The following is a 15,831-nucleotide window of genomic DNA, read 5'->3' as shown; positions in this document are numbered from 1 at the left end:
CTAACTCAGCTCCCGATAGCCGGCCTTCACCATGTCCGCGCTACCGGGCCACGCGCAGGGAGCCGCCGCTGCCAGCGCGCCGGCAGCGATGCGCCACCCGGTGCCGGACCAGCGCATTGCCTGGCAGTCGCCAACTCCCGCCGCCACGGCTTCGCCGTTGAACCCGACCGAGAATTGCCCCAGCACGCACACCACCACGTAGTGGCTGGCCGTGACCGCGCCTTTCACCTGGCCATGGGTGACGAGGTAGCTCGCGGTCAGACCAGTGACCGAGCCTGCCGCGGGCAGTTGCGCACGCGCCCGCATGGAACGCAGCAATGACGTCAGCCCTGTCGAGCCGGGGTCCGGCGCACCGGGTTCGGAGAGCTCGCGATAACCAAGGGCGTAAACCTGCGGGTCGGCGGAGGCCAGCGCTGTCTCGTTGAGCGCCTTCAGCTGTCCGAGCGCACCTTCCGGCGTCTCGGGAAAGCCGCCGGGTATCCAACGGCCGTTGGTGATCGTCGGCGCTGCGACAGCAATAGCGGGTCCGGCAGAACCTGTCGTCATGGCCTGCGGCTGCGCCGCCTGGGCAGGCAGCTGCAACATGGGTGCTGCCGCCAGCACGTTCTCGTCCTGGGCCGCAGTGCCATTTCTCGTCACGGTCTCCGAAGTCGATGTCGGAGAGCTCGTAGATGCGCTGTGCGGGTCCGTGGCGTGGTGCGCGACCACGACCGCCGCAACGGCACCCAGCAGCACGACTGCGACAATGGCGATGCTGCCCAACCTGAGCCCAGCTCGTGCGCGGCGGCCTGTGCCCGGCGGCTTCGCGGCCATCACTTGACGCTCGCGAAGTGGTCGATGATCTGCCAACCGATCCCGTAGAGCAGCCCACCGGCGATGGCGCACAACATCATCACCAGGCCGATCCGGCCAGCTCGGTGGTGATCCACCCAGCGACCGCCCGCCCACACGATCAGGCCGGCGAAGAACCCCAGCACCAGAGCCATACCGGCGCCCCACTTCGCATTGCCGACAACCTCGACGATCACCTCGCTGCCAGGCGGGGCGACCGGTGTCGGGTTCGGGATGTCGGCCAACACCACCGTGACGTACGTGATCATGGCCGTCCCTTCATGCCCTGCCACCCACGAGCGGCCTGCGGGAGAAGTCCCCATCGGCTGAGCAACGGCGTGATCGCCTGCCGCAACCGAAGAGGTGTGACCGCCCCGGTAACACCCGACGCGGCGAGTTCGGGGTCATGCGGCACGAACACCGCGCTTTCGAGCAACGCACACACCCGACGACCCGCAGCTCCAGCGACACCCGCGGGCCAGCGTTTGGCGCCCATCACGACCAGTTGGACAGGCGGGCTCACCGCGCCGGTGACCACCCAACGCTCGAGGCGAGCAAGCACCTGCTCGGCGTGCAACAGCGAAGGACGACTCGGTCGCACCACCAGCACCGGCAACGGCGCGGGAGTGCCTCGACGCAACCACGCCCCAGCGCCGAGCAGCGGGTGCGCCGCCACCCGCCAAGGATCGTGACCGAGGTCGACGACGGTGATCTCCGGGCGCGGGCCCTGCGGAAGCCAGAACCGCGGTGGCGGCACCATGCCCGGAGCAATGACCGGCAGAGCCGATTCCAGGCGTGCCACCAGCGCATGCGCACGCCAGGAGAAGCGAATGTGGACTTGTGGGTGCGGCTTGGTCAACCACGGGCCGTCCGAGCGCGCGGCGATGGCCAATCCCGACCGCGGCGGGTCAGCCGGATCGATCAGAAGCACGTTCCGATGTGCGAGCTGCAGCGCATCGGCCATCAAGGCGGTGAACACCGACGCGCCGGCGCCTGGCGATCCGGCCAACACCGGAATCACCAAGCCAAATCCGTTCCAGTCAACCGGGGCAGCCGCACCTGGCGGCAAGCCCTGACGTTGGATCACAGCGGCAGCGGCTGCCACATCGGCTGCCGCGGCGTGTGCCGCTTCGCCGAATGCAGGGCGACGAACGCCGTCTACGGCTTTGATGGCGGCCGCGAGCATGCCCGCATCGACTGCCGCGTCGACATCGGCGGCCTGCAGTCTCCGCCACGCTCGCCGGGCGACCAGCGCGAGCTCGTTCTCGAGGACCTGGACGCCCTCGGGTTCGCTCGGCGTGCAGGCCGTCCCGACGAGTGGCATCGGCGATTTCCTTGGGGGCGCAATGGAACTCGCCGGTGTCGAGGAGCCGCTGGCGGCCGGGTTGGTTTCGGTACCTGCTGGCGGAGCACACCGCTGTGGGCGAAACGATCCTGCCGCGAACGGTTTCGACCCCGCGAAACCCGACAGCGGATTCTGCCGTGCCGCACCGGCCCATGACTCGGCACCGACGCAACCAGACGCTGGATCACGTAGCGCGCTCGCAGAGCCGCCCAAAGCGTTACACGCCGACAACTCTCGACCGACAACAACCATCATTCCCCCCTTCGAGCAGGTTCCATTGGACATGGCGACCCTGAATCGAATAACGCCCGAGCTACGACGCCCAGCAGATCGGCAGCGCGGACCGTGGTCGCACAACCATCAACGGGATACTGCAGGTCACAGGACCCGACACACCCTCATCACCCATAGCGGGCACGCCTTCTTCCATCCAACGGAATTTCCTTCACCCAGCCAAGCCGCACACCCAGCGGGTTCATTGATACTTCATTCCTGAGGATATTCCGAAGTACCGAAGCGTCAACCATTCCGAGCATTAGCGTGCACATGACTCGAACCCACCCGTCCCGCGACCGGTTCCAATCGCCGGAAAATTGGCAAAGTTCAGAACCCAACTCTTCCAGTGAGCAAAAGTCTTACCCCGCTTCGCCTTGCTATAGGCAGACCGCAACTAGCCACGGTGACTCAGTTCTCTGCGATGGCGTGTGCCGCAACTGTGCCGTACGAGCCAACACCCAGTCGGGATTGAACTTAGTCAACACTGAAGCAACTGTAGATACAGGTTTGGACGGCGGTTCGCTTGGCGCCGGCACGCACTGTGGGTGACGTTTAGTGGTTGGTGACTCCTCAACGGGTTCCCCGTCCAGTCGCGCGACGCAGACCCCGTTGGGGGAATCCACCTTGCGAGCCCTCCCTTGGAGTCTTTCCAAGCGATACGAAGGAAGTCGCAACCAAGGCGAGAGGATCCCGTGTCCAAACAGCTTGACCATCCGCCGGCGCTCGGCAGCAGCGTCCGAGCACGGAACATCGACCTCAGCGAGGCCGACGCGCAGTTCCGGCAGTGGATGCACGAAAACCTCAGCCACGCAGCAGACCACTTCGGGCTCACCGTTGTAGGACAAGCTCGGCTCGGCTGGTTCGATAGGTCGATCAGCGCACGCGTGCAAGCAGCTGACCGGCAGCTCTGGCTTCGAGTGGCGTCCGAGGACAAACAGTGGACCGGCGGCGACTTCTGGACCGGCAACCTCGCCGCCAATGTGTTCGCCACGCTGTCCAAGCCGCAGGTTCTCGACGTCTACGAGTGGGAGGAATGGCGGCAGCAGCGTGCCGAGTTGATGACCTTGGCTCCAGGTTCACCCTGCTCCCCCACCGACACGTTGAACCACGCCGACGACCTTCCCGATGAGTGGTGGACGCAACTCCGCAGAACGATCCAGGCGGTCGCGGCGACACCTACCGACCGCATCAATGCCGATCAGGCTCTGGTCACCGGCAGGATCCAGCAGCACTTCGGGAACTCGGTGAACCCCGTCGTCCGCCAATGGGAAACCGTGCACGGCGACCTGCACTGGGCGAACCTGATGGGACCAGACTTCAGCTTGCTGGACTGGGAGTCATGGGGCCGCGGTCCAGTTGGGACAGACGCGGCCACACTGTTCTGCTACAGCCTTCTCGTGCCAGAGACCGCTGATCGAGTGTGGAGCACCTTCGCCCACGTGCTCGACACCGACGCTGGACAGCTCGCCCTGCTCTACGTCGCTGCCCGGCTGCTGCACCGAATCGACAAGGGCGACCACCCGGACCTCGCCGCACCACTGAGGAAGCTCGTCGAAACCTTCTGAACTGACGTCAGACTGCCTCTTCGAGTGGCCACGGCGCCTCCCCGAGGCGAGCGATCAGGGCCCTCGACTCCTCCGAATCCAAACTGGACTCGCTCAGCGCACGTACGGTCGTTGCGTAGCCATCTAGCGAGACCTCGTCCTCGATGAATGCAGTGGAGTTCTCGCACTCCACGCACACAACGGGTTCGTACTTCGCGAAGGTCAAGCGGGTGAACGGCATGTCCATGCCGACGTGCGCACCGATCTTCGTCGGCATGATCCGGATGACGATGTTCGAACGGACCGCCCTGCGCAACAGGTGATGAAGTTGCTCCCGGCGCACGTCAGGTCCACCAACAGGCAAGGAGAGCGCTAGTTCGTGGAGGTAGAACGTGCAGGTCAGTTGGCTGCGGCGGAGCTGTTCCTGCATCTTCAGCCGCGCCCCGACACGCGCTTCCACTTCATCCCGGGGAATGTTGGGCGAAGCTTACATCGCCGCACGCATGTACGCAGGTGTCTGCAGCATTTCCGGCAACGCAAGCCCTCGCCAGCTGACCAACGTCTTGGCCGCGGCGATGTTCTCCACGAGGGTGCGGTGGTGAACCGGCGGACAAGTTCCGTGCACTTGCAACCAGCTCTTGACATGTGCCAGCGGGAGCAGCGACAGGAGGTGATCACATTCAGCGGGCTCCACCCCGCAGATACCCAGCAACAGGCCCAGCTCGACAGCACTGGTGCCCCCCTTGCCGTTGAGCAGCCCCGAAAGCTTGGCCGGGTCCCAGTCGAGCCGCTCCGCGAGCGCAAGCGAGGAGCTGAAGTCTGTACGTGCGATGGCCGTTCGAAGCCCATTGCCGAGCTCACGGCCTCGTACAGTGGAAAATCGTTTCGGCATCGCGCGCGCCTTTTCCTTGCTGTAGCTGAAGGTCTGTCCTGTCAGACAGCCACAGCCAACCTCGCCTGCACCGATTCGCACCAGCCCGCGAATCTCGCATCGATCTAGCGGAGTTCCCACATCCGTAGGCCTTTACCTGCAAAGACGCTCTGATGGCCGAAGCTTCCACGATCGGGTAGTCGCCCCGATTCAATGCGCAGGGGGAGAACTGGCTAGGGTGCCGCGGGTGACCACATCGGAGTCTGCGGACAAGGTGCTGCCTGTCGAGCAGTACGTGGCTAGCTTGGCTCGCAAGCGCATGGCCGCCGGAGTGCTGTTTCGCGACAGGGTGGGCAGGGTGCTGTTGCTCGAGCCGTCCTACAAGCCGAACTGGGAGATTCCGGGCGGCGCAGTGGATGCGGACGAGTCGCCGTGGGCGACAGCGACTCGTGAGCTCGCCGAGGAGTTGGGGTGGGAACGGCCGCTAGGCCGACTGCTCGTGGTGGACTACGTGCGACCACAGGACTCCCGTCCTGAGGGTGTGGTGTTCGTCTTCGACGGCGGTGTGCTCGACGAAACCGATCTGGTCGGCATGGTGTTCACGGATGGCGAGATCCTCTCCGCGAGCTTCCGAAGCTTGGACGAAGCCCGGAGCAAGGTGAAGCCGCTGCTGGCTGACCGTCTGGCAGTCGCCTTGCAGGCTGCCGAGCAAGGCGCCACCGCGTTGTGCGAACAGGGACAGCGCGTCGCGTAGCCCGGTTTACTGCCGTACCACTCTGGTTAGCCGGTCAGCGCGACCGAGTTCAGTTGGTCCCGTGGCGCCGGAACAGCGGTGATGCCACCAGCGGTGTCCTTAGTGGCCGTGTGCTGCTTGCCCGCTGTCCGGTAGAGGCTGTCGTGGATGCCGTCGGCGAAGAGCAGCCCACTCAGGTCCCGGCGGGTTTTGGCGGTCTGGCAGTCGGCGCGGAACCCGGACGCGCCAAGCAACAGCGCGAGTTCCGCGGTGGCGGAGTTGGCGGTGTCGATGCCATGAGCTTTCGTCGCGGCACCCCACAGTTCCGCGTCAACGTGTCCGCCTTCAGCCAGCTGGGAGGCCATGACGGCGCCCAATAGCGCGGTCGCGAGCTGGACGTGCGTGCGGCCGAGAGTGATCAGCGCTGAGTCACGCAGTCGGTGCACGTCGCCGATGGTTTTCCGCTCGGAAAGCCGGGCGGTCACTGTGTCGAAGACTGCGGCCGCGCCTCCGAGCGCGGTGGCGGTGACCAGCGGTCGATACTCGGCGAAGTGCTCGCGCAGCAGCCCCATCCCTTGCCCGTGCAGAACCTCCTCTGGCTGCACCTTCACCGCGTCGAGGTCCAGGACGCCCCACGTCCAGCCGGCCAGCCCGGTCGGCGGAATCGGCTGACGGACCATGCCCGGTTCGCTCGCGTCGACTGCGGCGGCGACGAGCTGGCCATCCGGGGCTCGGAAGAACAGCAGGAACACCGCGGCTTCGGTCAGGCGGCTGATCCAGGTCTTCCGGCCAGTCACCGTCCACGTTCCGTCCGATCCGGCGACGGCGCAGGTCCTGGCTTCCGCCGGACGGGATCCGCCATGGGGCTCGGTGACCGCGATCCCGGCCAGGTCGCCCGCCAGCAGCCGCGGGATCCACCGGCGCTTGGTCTGCGGACTGCCGTGGCGGGCGATGAGCCTGCCGTGGCCGAGTCCAGTGGTGTCACGCAGGTCGATATCGCAGTAGCCGCACATGAACTGCGTCAGCACCTGAAACACGTCCGGTTCCCCGGTCGTGTCGACGTGCCGGGCGAGGTCCTGCCGAATCATCCGCAGACGGCCGCTCCTCTCCGTGCCCGCAGGGAGGTCCGGCCCCACCGGATAGCGCCTCAGGGCTCGGTCCAACCTCTCCGCGACACTCGTGAGCCGGGTCCAGTCGATCCTGCCACCGGGGTCGAGGACAGGCTGCAGCGGCTGCAGCCAGGTCTTGATCGCCTCGGTCGCTGCGGGTGCACCGTCAGGCATGGCCGGTTTCACCGGACCTCTCCCTGCACGCGGGCCGGATGGCCGTAGGCCAGCACTCCCGGTGGGACATCGTGAGTGACCAAGGAGCCGGCCCCGACCAGTGCGCGCTCACCGATCACCACACCTGCCAGCACGACGCAGCCGCTGCCGACCTTGGCCCCGGTGTCAAACCTCGGTGCAGCGAGTGTGGGCTCACGGTCCGGATCACGCCAGGTCAGCGTCCTGTCGTTGATCGTGCGGACGCCGGCGCCCAGGAACACCCGATCAGCTAGCACGGTCGAACTGGTGATGTGCGAGCCAGGTGAGCAGCGCACGTCGCGGCCGATGCGTGTCTCGCGTTCCACGGTGAGGTGGTGACCGAGTTGCGTCTCCGCGCCGACCTGCACCGCTGTGCGGAGCAGCGCGTGGTGCCCGACCAGTGTGTTCACGCCGATTCCGACCTCGGCATAGACAACCGCGCCCGAGCGAACCGTCCCTCCCGCACCGATCACTGTGCCGCCACCGACACCAGGACGGATCTTCCCGACGGCGTAGCCGAGTTCGGGCTTTCCGATGACAGTGTGCTCCTCAACGCGAGACTGCTCGCCGATGGTCGTGCCGCCGTGAACCACGGCGAACGGCTCGATCACCGCACCAGAGCGGACCACGACCGGACGCGGCGTGCCCAGCTCATCAACCGGAATGAACATCGCGTATCGGCTGATCACGACGTTGCTGTCCGCGTGCAGCAGGCCAGCGCGGTCGAGCTCGCAAGCAGTCATCTCTCGACCAACGGCAGAGAAGTTCGGCTCCGACGTTTTTGGGGTGCTCATCGTCGTCCCTCTTCCTGCGGCAGGACGGTGGGCTGCCGCGGCAGCACCCAGAACACGGCCTACTCCACCTCGCTGACCAGCGAAGTTGCTGGACCCGGCCGACCGTTTGCAGGGTGTGCAAATCAGCTGGCACGCACCGTGATCGTTTGGATACGCTGAAACACCCTGCTCTGAGTGAGGAGTGCAGGCGATGGATCCGACTCGCGCGATCTGGGACTCCCAGGAGGTCCGAGTCGCTGTCGATTCCGGTGATCTCGGCGCGATAGTGCGTGCCGTCCGTCGCGCCACCCCGCTCACGCTGGCCGATCTCGCGGAGAAGTGCGGCTACTCCATTTCCACGCTGTCGCGGATGGAGCGTGGCAAGCAGCCACTGCGTGACGTTCAGGTCCTGCGGTGCCTGGCCAAGGCGCTGAAGATCCCGCCGCACCTGCTCGGTCTCACCGACACACGATCACGGTCCGTGCACGCGCCGCGTCCCGTCGCTAGGGTCAACGTCATCCTGGCGCCGGACGAGGAGACCGACCCCATGCGTCGTCGCACGCTGCTCGCGGGACTGACCAGTCTGGCCGGCACCGCGGTACTCGGTGCCGGAACTCCGTCCTGGGCCAAGAACGACCCGGTGGACGCGCTTGAGCGCGCGCTGCTCGCTCCACCCTCAACGGGCGCCATCCCTGTGGAGGTCGCCGAACTGCGGAGACAAGTAGCCGAAGTGCGCTCGGTGTTCCAGCTCGGCCACTACACCGAATCCGCCTCCAGGCTGCCCGCCGTCTTGTCGACCGCGACGGCCACCCGCGCGGAAGCCGAGAATCCCGCCGACGCCAACAGTCTGATGGCCGACCTCTACACGCTCGCCTCCGAGCTCATGGTCAAACTCAACCGCACGCAGTCCGCACTGATCACAGCAGACCGCGCGGTGCAAACGGCCCACGACACGGACGACATCCTCACCCAAGCCACCGCACACCGCGCATGGGCGATCGTGCTACGTCGTACCGGGCACGCCGACGCCGCACAGAGCCTGATCTCCGACTCCATCGAGACCTTGCAGCCTGATCTGCACCGCGGCCCAGAGCACCTGTCGGTGTATGGATCTCTGCTGTCCACCGCTGCCTACACCGCAGCCGTCGACGGTGACCGCGACACCGCCCTCGCTCTGGCGGCAGAAGCAGTCGAGGCAGCCGCCAGGCTCGGCTCAGACGGCAACCACCGGTTCACCGCCTTCGGCCCCACCGGCGTTGGTCTGTACCGGATCAGCGTCGCCCGCGCCCTCGGCGACTACGGCGCCGCGATCGAAGCCGCAAGGCGGATCAACCCGGCCGCTATCCCGGTGGCCGAACGGCGCGCTCGCTACTGGTCCGACATCGCCCACGCCTTCCACGAGTGGAACAAACCCGAGCAATCCCTCCGCGCACTGCTGGCTGCCGAACAGGCCTCCCCTGACGAAGTCAGATACCGCAAGCCGATCCAGCAGATCACCATCAGCCTGCTGCGGCATCCGACAGCGCGCGCTCTGCCAGGCTTGGAGGCCTTCGCGGCCCGCACAGGCGCGGTCGCGTAGACGCGCAACTGGGCGGAGCGCTCGCTCAGCTCATCCCGATGGCGTATGAGTAAGTGCATGGTCACTGCTGTCGTCTTCGACGTCGGGGAAACGCTGTTGGACGATTCGCGCGAGTGGGGCGCATGGGCCGACTGGATCGGCGTGCCGCGGCACACGTTCTCGACCGTTCTTGGCGCGGTAACCGTCTCTGGAAGAGACAACGCGGAGACCTTCGAGTACTTCCGGCCAGGCTTTGACGTCGCGCACGAACGGCAGTTGCGCGAAGACGCCGGGCTGGGCGAACAGATCGACGAGCGGGACCTCTACCCCGATGTCAGGTCAAGCCTCGCTGCGCTGCGCGGCCTTGGACTCAAGGTTGGGGTTGCCGGGAACCAGACCACCCGTGCAGGCGAACTGCTGCGCGCTCTTGCCCTGCCGGCAGACTTCGTCTCGACGTCCGGGGAATGGGGCGTTGCCAAGCCATCGAATGCCTTCTTCGATCGCGTTGTTGAAGCTGCTGCTGCGCCCGCGGAGGAGATCGTGTACGTGGGAGATCATCGGGACAACGACGTCGTGGCCGCGAAGGCGGTGGGACTGCGCACGGCGCTGATCCGCCGCGGTCCTTGGGGATACCTCTGGGCCAACGATCCGTTGGTGGAACGGGATGCCGACTGGGTCATCGACTCACTCGACGAGCTTCCTGCGCTGCTCGCTGACTAGACCCGTCAGATCGCCCGTGCTCCAGCCCAAGCTGCGAGCTCAACCACCCTGCTGTTTCCAGGACGGTGCTGGAGCAGCGAAGCGAGCGTGCCCTTGACCTGAGGATGTTCTCGCGTGTGTTGAGGAGCTGCGTCGCGCGCCATCTCGATGCAGACATAGGCCTCTTCATGGTGGCCCAGCTCGTGCTGCGCGTTACTCAGCTCGATGTAGTAGTGCGAACGGCGCTCCGCGGGCAACTCCCCCGACGGATGCCACGTGGCTGCCCGCTCGATGCCCACCGGGTCGCGCAGCTCAGTAGCCACCGCAAGTTCGTGGATGCGAATCGACTGCGGGCCAAAGGCAGTGCCGCGGTAGACGCCTTCCGGAACCCTCTTGGCCGCCTCGTTGGCCTCACTCAGATGGTCTCGGGCCGCACGAGGATCACCGATCCGACCGGCCACCACGGCGGCTCGCATGTGAAGGGATCCATAGGCGGCAGCAACGTGTTCATCGTCCAGATTGGACAAAGACGACTCACTGGCAGCCTTGACGAGTGCTCGAGCAGCGGTGCTCAGGTCACCGCTGGCGAAGAACGTCTCTGTGCGGACGTACTCGGCGGCTGCCACGAGCAGCGGGTCGTTCGCCTGAGCCGCGGACTGCCGCATGAGATCGATGAGGCGGGCTGAGAGATCAAGGTATCCGAACTTGAACGCTATCCCGTCCGCAGCGCGAAGTGCGAGAGCACGAAGCAACGCGACCTGTTGCTGCTGCAGGCCTTCCATAGCGAGCTGCCCTGCACGCGCCAGCTCTGCGAGGAGGTCCGGCAGGGCGTCGGCAAGAGCGCCGTACCTGGCTTCAAGACGGTGCTCGTTGACCCGAGCCACGTCTGCGCTGATCTCAACGAGCGTACGAGTGGGCCCGTCGTCAGGAAGATCGAATGCATCGAGTGCCCGCCGCACAAGCGGGATGACTCCGTGCACCCGATCAAGGCTGTGTCCGATCTGGATGGACCCACGAGGATCACGTCGCGGCTGGCCTGATCGACTGCCGATCGACCGCATCTCGGCACGTTCGTCCGCCGCTGTGAGCAACGACTTCTGCGGATGGAGAAGCTCCAGCAACTCACGGAGACTTGTGAGTTCGAGCGCTCGCACGAGCCGTCGCTGCGTTGGCGGTTCAGGAGTCGCCTCGCCCCGTTCCCATCGCCCGACAGTTCCGGTGGTGACGCCAAGGTGCAGAGCAAGCCGCTCCTGTGAGAAACCCACAACCTTGCGGCGCTTCGCGAACGCCTCCCTCGGCGTGGCCATCGATCCCCCTGATGTGAATGCGCCGCATAGTTCACCACGAGCCTAGCTTGGAGGGTGCGCAAAACAGCGGACCAGTCCAAAGATGTCCAGCTTCACCCAATCGGGGCATCCCCGCGTTTGTGCAGGTAGAAGCGCTAGGTGATAGATCCCTGCTAGATCGGCGGCAGATTCGTGGGCTGGATTCTGAGCGGCGCGGCAATTTGGGTGGATCACTACCGACATCGCGCGCAGATCGCGCTTACGTCCGCGGGAAGTGATCGGGCATGACTCGCAGTTACAAATGGCAACCGCATGACGGGGCGCGCCACGCGCTACCGAGTTCACTCGCCGAAGGCGACCTGGGAAGCACGTTGTGCGGCACCGAGGTCACCACCAAGTCCGACAAGTGGCCAGAATCCGAACGGTGCTGGCCGATGTGCGGGGTGTGTGACCTCGCCTGGCGAGAGGAGGAGCAGATCCTGCCGTGGCCTCGCGAGGGCATGCAGCCCGTGACTGAATCCGCGCAGATCAAGGAAGTGATCGCTCCCCTCACGAGCCGCTCCTACGAGGACGCCCTCCGTGGAGCGTGATCGCGAACCAGCCGACATCGGATACGTCCCGTGCGGTGTCGAGCAGATCGCTCAAGATGAGGCTCGACTTCGACAAGACCCAGACAGCGGACTCGGAGCCTCCTGGGGCCTGCGCGCACTCGCTCACCACCTGCAGTCGGAACCCGAACTGGTCGAACGCACGCTCCAGTCTGTCGTCACCCACGCGGACCCGCGGATTGCTGTCTCCGCAGCGAGCATCTTGGCAAGGGTTTTGCTCGACGGCGTCCCACAGGATCAACTCGTCTCGCCCATCGCGTTCCCGATCTCGTTCGCCATCCCGGAGGACGTGGACGCCGACGATCGCGCAGCGTGGCACGAGAACGTCAAGGTCGCGTCCGCCTTCGTGTCCGCACACGCAGCACGGGATGCTGTTGCGATCCAGCGCGCTGCATCGCTCCTGGGCGGCGCTGGCGCGTTCGAAGTGCTGGTCGTTCTGGTCGACTCGGCGGCGCGGAAGCTGGAGCGCCACGCTGCTTGGTTCGGTGAGGCGTTGCGTTCCGCGGAGTCCTCGCACGAGGCTGCGCCAAGTCTCGAGGACACGGGTAGATCGTGAAGTTGGTCGACAAGGTCTCCAAGGACCGCCGACTGTCCTGGAACCGCAAAGGCGGACTGGTGTTGACAGCGTTCCTCGAACGCGTCGGCCTTGAGCTCACGGCAGTACGACTCCGCGAGCTGACCAGGCTCTCAAACGCGGATCTCGCCAACCAGTTGCAGCGCTTCATCAAGGGCGGCATGCTGACCCGCCGGACTGACCTCAAGGCATTTCCGGCAGAGGACTACTTCCTGCTGCCACGGGAAATGCGCGTTCGCGCGCGGACCACCCTGCAGTTGGCCGACGATGCCGAACTGAGGGAACTCACAGAGGAACGCGGCCTCGACATCGAAACTGCCTTCGGCCGGTTCTCGACCCGGCAGCCTTACAAGGTTGCTCTCGGCAAGGCGCTGCGCGACGTGCACAACGACCTCACTTGGAGTCTGACAGACGTGGCAACCGTTGCGCCGGTACAGGTATCGGTGGCAACCCTGTCCAACTACGAATGTGGCGTCACTCTCCCGACGCCGATCATGGTCGCCCAGTTGGCCCGCCTCTACGGGGTGAACGCGGTCGATCTGATCGTGCACGCCGCGTGCCACTCAAAGACCGACAAGAGGGTGCAACAGCTGAAGATCGCTGACCCGACGTTCCGCGCCATACTCACGCACCTGTACGCCGCTCATGATCAGCAATAGCGGCAGGTCACGCAACGACTCCCCTGCGTTGCACGTCTTAAGCCAGTTCGCTGGGCATCCACACATACGCGCGGTTGCATGAAGCTCATGACCGCGACAACTGGCACACAGGACGGCAGGGAGCGCCGTAGATACCGACCAGGTCCTACGACCGCAGAGGCAATAATCGGCGCGGTCGTTCCGGACTCCCTCACGGCAGCGTGCCTGAAGACGGAGCCGCTCCCCTCGATCAACCTCAGCGAGCTGTCGCGGGACGGCACGATCCACTTCGGAATGGCCGCGATCGACGACCACGGCAGGTTCACCGACCGCCGGATCCTTCGGACGCTGAGTTGGGAGCCAGAAGGCCGGATCGACATCGCGCTACACGGCGACATCATCGTTGTTCGCTCAGTTCACTACGGAACCGACCTGCTCTCGCCCAGAGGTTTCATCAAGCTGCCGCTCCCGATCCGGAGGTGGCGTTCCCTGAACGCCGGCGACAGACTGCTGCTCGTTTCCATTCCCACGTCGGCAGCGCTCTTGGCTTACGACTGCGCGGCGTTGGGGAAAATTCTCAACGCGTACCACGCACCTGCTGTCGGACTCGATCATGCAGCGCCCAGATGCAGCTGATCTAGCTGCAGCTCGCGCAGTGCTCCAACGGCTGGGCGTGACCCCCGAGGATCTTCTCGACGAGCAGCACGCTCCAGGCGAGCACGTGCCAACCTTCGCCGAGTTCGTGCCCGTTGTCGCGACCGCGGTGAGCGATGGGACCAGGCGCCTCTACGGAATCTATTGGGCTCGAGTGGTGACGCTCTGGGGGACTCGAACGCTCGATGAGCCTACGGCTACTGAAATCGCAGCGTTGGTCGAATCCACGAAGTCGCGGGCTGTGGTGCGGCGCAACAGTCGTGGCGGCCGGAGTGCCGGCGAGCACATGGTCGCCGCGCTGCGCTGCCTCTACAAGTTTGCGGTCGCCGATGACCACATCGCACTTGCACGCAACCCCGCACAGCTCGTTCCAAAGCCTCGCAGGATCCCATCGACACGTCGAGGCCTGCAGAACGTGCGGGTCGAAGAGGTCGCGGAAGTCGCGTCCACGACGGGGAACGACCCAGCGCTCGACGCGCTCCTCGTCCGCCTTCACTTGGAGACAGCCTGTCGCACTGGCGCCGCGCTGGCTCTTCGCCCTTGCGACATCGACGCAGAACAGTGCTTGATTCTTCTGCAGGAGAAGGGTGGGGTCTTCCGCTGGCAGCCGGCATCGCCCACCCTCATCGCGCACCTGATCGACCATGGCCTCGTGCGCGGCAGCGTGGATCCACAAGGCCCGCTGCTCCGCTATCGAGATGGCAGGCCACTGACGAAGCGCCGCTACGACGGCCTGTGGGCACGCGTGCGGAGAGAACACGAGTGGGCGGCGCGCCAGCTGGTCAGCACGCATTGGTTGCGCCACACGACGCTCACCTTCGTTGAACGCAGGTTCGGCTTGGCGGTCGCCCAGGCGTACGCGGGCCACTCGCCGGCGAACAACTCCGCGACCACAACGACGACCTACGTCCGCGCCAACGAGATCGAGGTCGCAACCGCGCTGTCCGCACTCACGGGCGAGCCGCACCCGCTCGCCATGGAGCGTGAGGTGGAGCAGACGCCGCACGCGTCTAGACGAACATATGTGCGAACGCAGTGATAGGTTCTCGCCTCATGGATCGGCAGCTTCTCGAACCGTCCCAAATGGATGGTCAGCTCACGTACAGGTTCGACACGACCGGCCGTCGGGTGGCGCTCCTGCCTGCTTGTGCATAGCCGGTCATGACCACATGATCACGCTCGATGATCACGAAGCGTTGGCATGTGCGGTTGACTCCGACCGAATTGTCGTTTCCTGCGGCACCTTTGCCGTTCGTCGCTGAGCTGCCTGGCGACTGGGAGGCGTGGCTGCGGCAGGAGAAGGTTGTTCCTGGTACGCCGTACCTGCTGTCGCCGACATTCGAGTACAACCTGGTGCTCAACGACTTCTTTCAGAGCGTCGGCATGGTGGCTAGCGCGGCGAATACTCAGGTCGGATACGCACGGGATCTGGCGGCGTGGTTGACGTTCCTGTCCACGTCGCGTGATCGGGAGTGGTGGGACGCAGCTGAAGCGGATCATCTGGCGTACTTGTACTGGCGGGTCAACCCGATTCCTCAGACCTGGCGGCGGCCGGTGCCGGTAGAGGCTGGGCTCGCCCATGTTCAAGCGCATGCTCAGCGCGTTCGGTGTCGGCGGACCGTCCGTCGACACCGTGCTGGACTCACCGCACGCCGCGCCCGGCCAGGTGGTCACCGGTCAGGTGCGCATCCAGGGCGGCAGCGCGGACGCCGAGATCGGCCAGGTCGTGCTGTCCCTCGTCACCCGCGTCGAGGTCGAGCACGGCGACCACGAATACGGCGGCGTTTCCGAGTTCTCCCGGCTCGTCGTGCAACAGGGCGTGCGCGTCCCGACCGGACAGCTCGTCGCCATCCCGTTCCAGCTGCCGCTGCCCTGGGAAACCCCGATCACCGCGGTCGGTGGCCAGCCGCTGCCGCGGATGACTGTGGGCGTGCGGACCGAGCTCGTGATCGCGGGCGCGCCGGACAAGGGCGACCTGGACCCGGTCCTGGTCGGCCCGCTGCCCTCGCAGGACGCCGTGCTCAACGCGTTCGGGCAGCTCGGGTTCTCGTTCCGCAGCGCGGACGTCGAAGCCGGCCGCCTGCACAGCGTGCCGCAGGAACTCGGCTTCTACCAGGAGATCGAGTTCTTCCCACCGGCC

At 65.6% G+C, this 15,831-nt stretch carries 18 protein-coding genes; 10 read left to right on the top strand and 8 right to left on the bottom strand.

Translation table 11 applies throughout. The features are described from left to right. From LFM09_RS36710 to LFM09_RS36700, 3 genes are read right to left on the bottom strand one after another with little or no spacing between them, the layout of a single operon-like run. The gene (locus LFM09_RS36710; protein WP_414101211.1) at window positions 1-813 is read right to left on the bottom strand and encodes a hypothetical protein; all 813 of its coding nucleotides are present in this window, start codon (window positions 811-813) and stop codon (window positions 1-3) included. Further along, entirely contained in the window at window positions 813-1,100 is a 288-nt protein-coding gene (locus LFM09_RS36705) for a hypothetical protein (RefSeq protein ID WP_414101210.1), read from the bottom strand. Before LFM09_RS36705 ends, LFM09_RS36710 begins: the two co-directional genes overlap by 1 nt. Then, entirely contained in the window at window positions 1,097-2,155 is a 1,059-nt protein-coding gene (locus LFM09_RS36700) for a hypothetical protein (RefSeq protein WP_414101209.1), read from the bottom strand. The genes LFM09_RS36705 and LFM09_RS36700 overlap by 4 nt, the downstream gene beginning before the upstream one ends. 989 nt (window positions 2,156-3,144) lie before the next feature. Between LFM09_RS36700 and LFM09_RS36695 the strand changes: the two genes are divergently transcribed. Further along, window positions 3,145-4,017, top strand: a complete 873-nt coding sequence (locus LFM09_RS36695) for an aminoglycoside phosphotransferase (protein ID WP_414101208.1) — start codon at window positions 3,145-3,147, stop codon at window positions 4,015-4,017. 7 nt (window positions 4,018-4,024) lie between these two features. On the opposite strand, the gene LFM09_RS36690 is transcribed toward LFM09_RS36695, so the two are convergent. Beyond that, a complete protein-coding gene (locus LFM09_RS36690) occupies window positions 4,025-4,471 on the bottom strand; it encodes a DUF5753 domain-containing protein (protein WP_414101322.1) in 447 nt (148 codons plus the stop codon). A 12-nt stretch (window positions 4,472-4,483) separates the two neighbouring features. Further along, the gene (locus LFM09_RS36685) at window positions 4,484-4,969 is read right to left on the bottom strand and encodes a hypothetical protein (RefSeq protein WP_414101207.1); all 486 of its coding nucleotides are present in this window, start codon (window positions 4,967-4,969) and stop codon (window positions 4,484-4,486) included. A 145-nt stretch (window positions 4,970-5,114) separates the two neighbouring features. Between LFM09_RS36685 and LFM09_RS36680 the strand changes: the two genes are divergently transcribed. Then, window positions 5,115-5,621 (top strand): NUDIX domain-containing protein, encoded by a 507-nt coding sequence (locus LFM09_RS36680; protein ID WP_414101206.1) that lies wholly within the window; start codon window positions 5,115-5,117, stop codon window positions 5,619-5,621. 26 nt (window positions 5,622-5,647) lie between these two features. Here the strand turns inward: LFM09_RS36680 and LFM09_RS36675 are convergent, their stop codons facing one another. After that, window positions 5,648-6,895 (bottom strand): acyl-CoA dehydrogenase family protein, encoded by a 1,248-nt coding sequence (locus LFM09_RS36675; RefSeq protein WP_414101205.1) that lies wholly within the window; start codon window positions 6,893-6,895, stop codon window positions 5,648-5,650. Next, entirely contained in the window at window positions 6,892-7,644 is a 753-nt protein-coding gene (locus LFM09_RS36670; protein ID WP_414101204.1) for a hypothetical protein, read from the bottom strand. The genes LFM09_RS36675 and LFM09_RS36670 overlap by 4 nt, the downstream gene beginning before the upstream one ends. Before the next feature lie 241 nt (window positions 7,645-7,885). Between LFM09_RS36670 and LFM09_RS36665 the strand changes: the two genes are divergently transcribed. After that, window positions 7,886-9,253 (top strand): helix-turn-helix domain-containing protein, encoded by a 1,368-nt coding sequence (locus LFM09_RS36665; protein WP_414101203.1) that lies wholly within the window; start codon window positions 7,886-7,888, stop codon window positions 9,251-9,253. A gap of 57 nt (window positions 9,254-9,310) precedes the next feature. Further along, window positions 9,311-9,952, top strand: coding sequence for an HAD family hydrolase (locus LFM09_RS36660; RefSeq protein WP_414101202.1), 642 nt, complete (start codon window positions 9,311-9,313; stop codon window positions 9,950-9,952). Window positions 9,953-9,957: 5 nt separating this feature from the next. On the opposite strand, the gene LFM09_RS36655 is transcribed toward LFM09_RS36660, so the two are convergent. Next, entirely contained in the window at window positions 9,958-11,238 is a 1,281-nt protein-coding gene (locus LFM09_RS36655; RefSeq protein ID WP_414101201.1) for a helix-turn-helix domain-containing protein, read from the bottom strand. Window positions 11,239-11,501: 263 nt separating this feature from the next. Here LFM09_RS36655 and LFM09_RS36650 point away from each other — a divergent pair, with 263 nt between their 5' ends. From LFM09_RS36650 to LFM09_RS36625, 6 genes are all read left to right on the top strand, one after another. Next, window positions 11,502-11,807 carry a zinc finger protein gene (locus LFM09_RS36650; protein WP_414101200.1) on the top strand — a complete coding sequence of 102 codons (306 nt, stop codon included), beginning with the start codon at window positions 11,502-11,504 and terminating at the stop codon, window positions 11,805-11,807. After that, on the top strand, window positions 11,797-12,381 hold the full coding sequence (locus LFM09_RS36645; RefSeq protein ID WP_414101198.1) for a hypothetical protein: 585 nt from the start codon (window positions 11,797-11,799) through the stop codon (window positions 12,379-12,381). The genes LFM09_RS36650 and LFM09_RS36645 overlap by 11 nt, the downstream gene beginning before the upstream one ends. After that, the gene (locus LFM09_RS36640) at window positions 12,378-13,058 is read left to right on the top strand and encodes a helix-turn-helix domain-containing protein (RefSeq protein WP_414101197.1); all 681 of its coding nucleotides are present in this window, start codon (window positions 12,378-12,380) and stop codon (window positions 13,056-13,058) included. The genes LFM09_RS36645 and LFM09_RS36640 overlap by 4 nt, the downstream gene beginning before the upstream one ends. A gap of 78 nt (window positions 13,059-13,136) precedes the next feature. After that, window positions 13,137-13,673, top strand: coding sequence for a hypothetical protein (locus tag LFM09_RS36635; RefSeq protein WP_414101196.1), 537 nt, complete (start codon window positions 13,137-13,139; stop codon window positions 13,671-13,673). A gap of 304 nt (window positions 13,674-13,977) precedes the next feature. Further along, entirely contained in the window at window positions 13,978-14,730 is a 753-nt protein-coding gene (locus LFM09_RS36630; protein WP_414101195.1) for a tyrosine-type recombinase/integrase, read from the top strand. Between the two features lie 540 nt (window positions 14,731-15,270). Next, a partial coding sequence (locus LFM09_RS36625) for a sporulation protein (RefSeq protein ID WP_414101194.1) occupies window positions 15,271-15,831 on the top strand: 561 nt, incomplete at its 3' end.

Origin of the sequence: Lentzea alba (genome assembly GCF_047445655.1) — a bacterium.
Lineage (GTDB): Bacteria > Actinomycetota > Actinomycetes > Mycobacteriales > Pseudonocardiaceae > Lentzea > Lentzea alba_A.
This window is presented reverse-complemented; position numbering and strand designations above follow the sequence as displayed.

What these genes read in the sequence shown, in the direction of transcription:
- LFM09_RS36635 (WP_414101196.1), top strand. Translation starts at nt 13,137, where the DNA reads ATGAAGCTCATGACCGCGACAACTGGCACACAGGACGGCAGGGAGCGC.
- LFM09_RS36630 (WP_414101195.1), top strand. Translation starts at nt 13,978, where the DNA reads ATGGTCGCCGCGCTGCGCTGCCTCTACAAGTTTGCGGTCGCCGATGAC.
- LFM09_RS36670 (WP_414101204.1), bottom strand. Translation starts at nt 7,644, where the DNA reads ATGACTGCTTGCGAGCTCGACCGCGCTGGCCTGCTGCACGCGGACAGC.
- LFM09_RS36710 (WP_414101211.1), bottom strand. Translation starts at nt 813, where the DNA reads ATGGCCGCGAAGCCGCCGGGCACAGGCCGCCGCGCACGAGCTGGGCTC.
- LFM09_RS36700 (WP_414101209.1), bottom strand. Translation starts at nt 2,155, where the DNA reads ATGCCACTCGTCGGGACGGCCTGCACGCCGAGCGAACCCGAGGGCGTC.
- LFM09_RS36705 (WP_414101210.1), bottom strand. Translation starts at nt 1,100, where the DNA reads ATGATCACGTACGTCACGGTGGTGTTGGCCGACATCCCGAACCCGACA.
- LFM09_RS36650 (WP_414101200.1), top strand. Translation starts at nt 11,502, where the DNA reads ATGACTCGCAGTTACAAATGGCAACCGCATGACGGGGCGCGCCACGCG.
- LFM09_RS36665 (WP_414101203.1), top strand. Translation starts at nt 7,886, where the DNA reads ATGGATCCGACTCGCGCGATCTGGGACTCCCAGGAGGTCCGAGTCGCT.
- LFM09_RS36655 (WP_414101201.1), bottom strand. Translation starts at nt 11,238, where the DNA reads ATGGCCACGCCGAGGGAGGCGTTCGCGAAGCGCCGCAAGGTTGTGGGT.
- LFM09_RS36660 (WP_414101202.1), top strand. Translation starts at nt 9,311, where the DNA reads ATGGTCACTGCTGTCGTCTTCGACGTCGGGGAAACGCTGTTGGACGAT.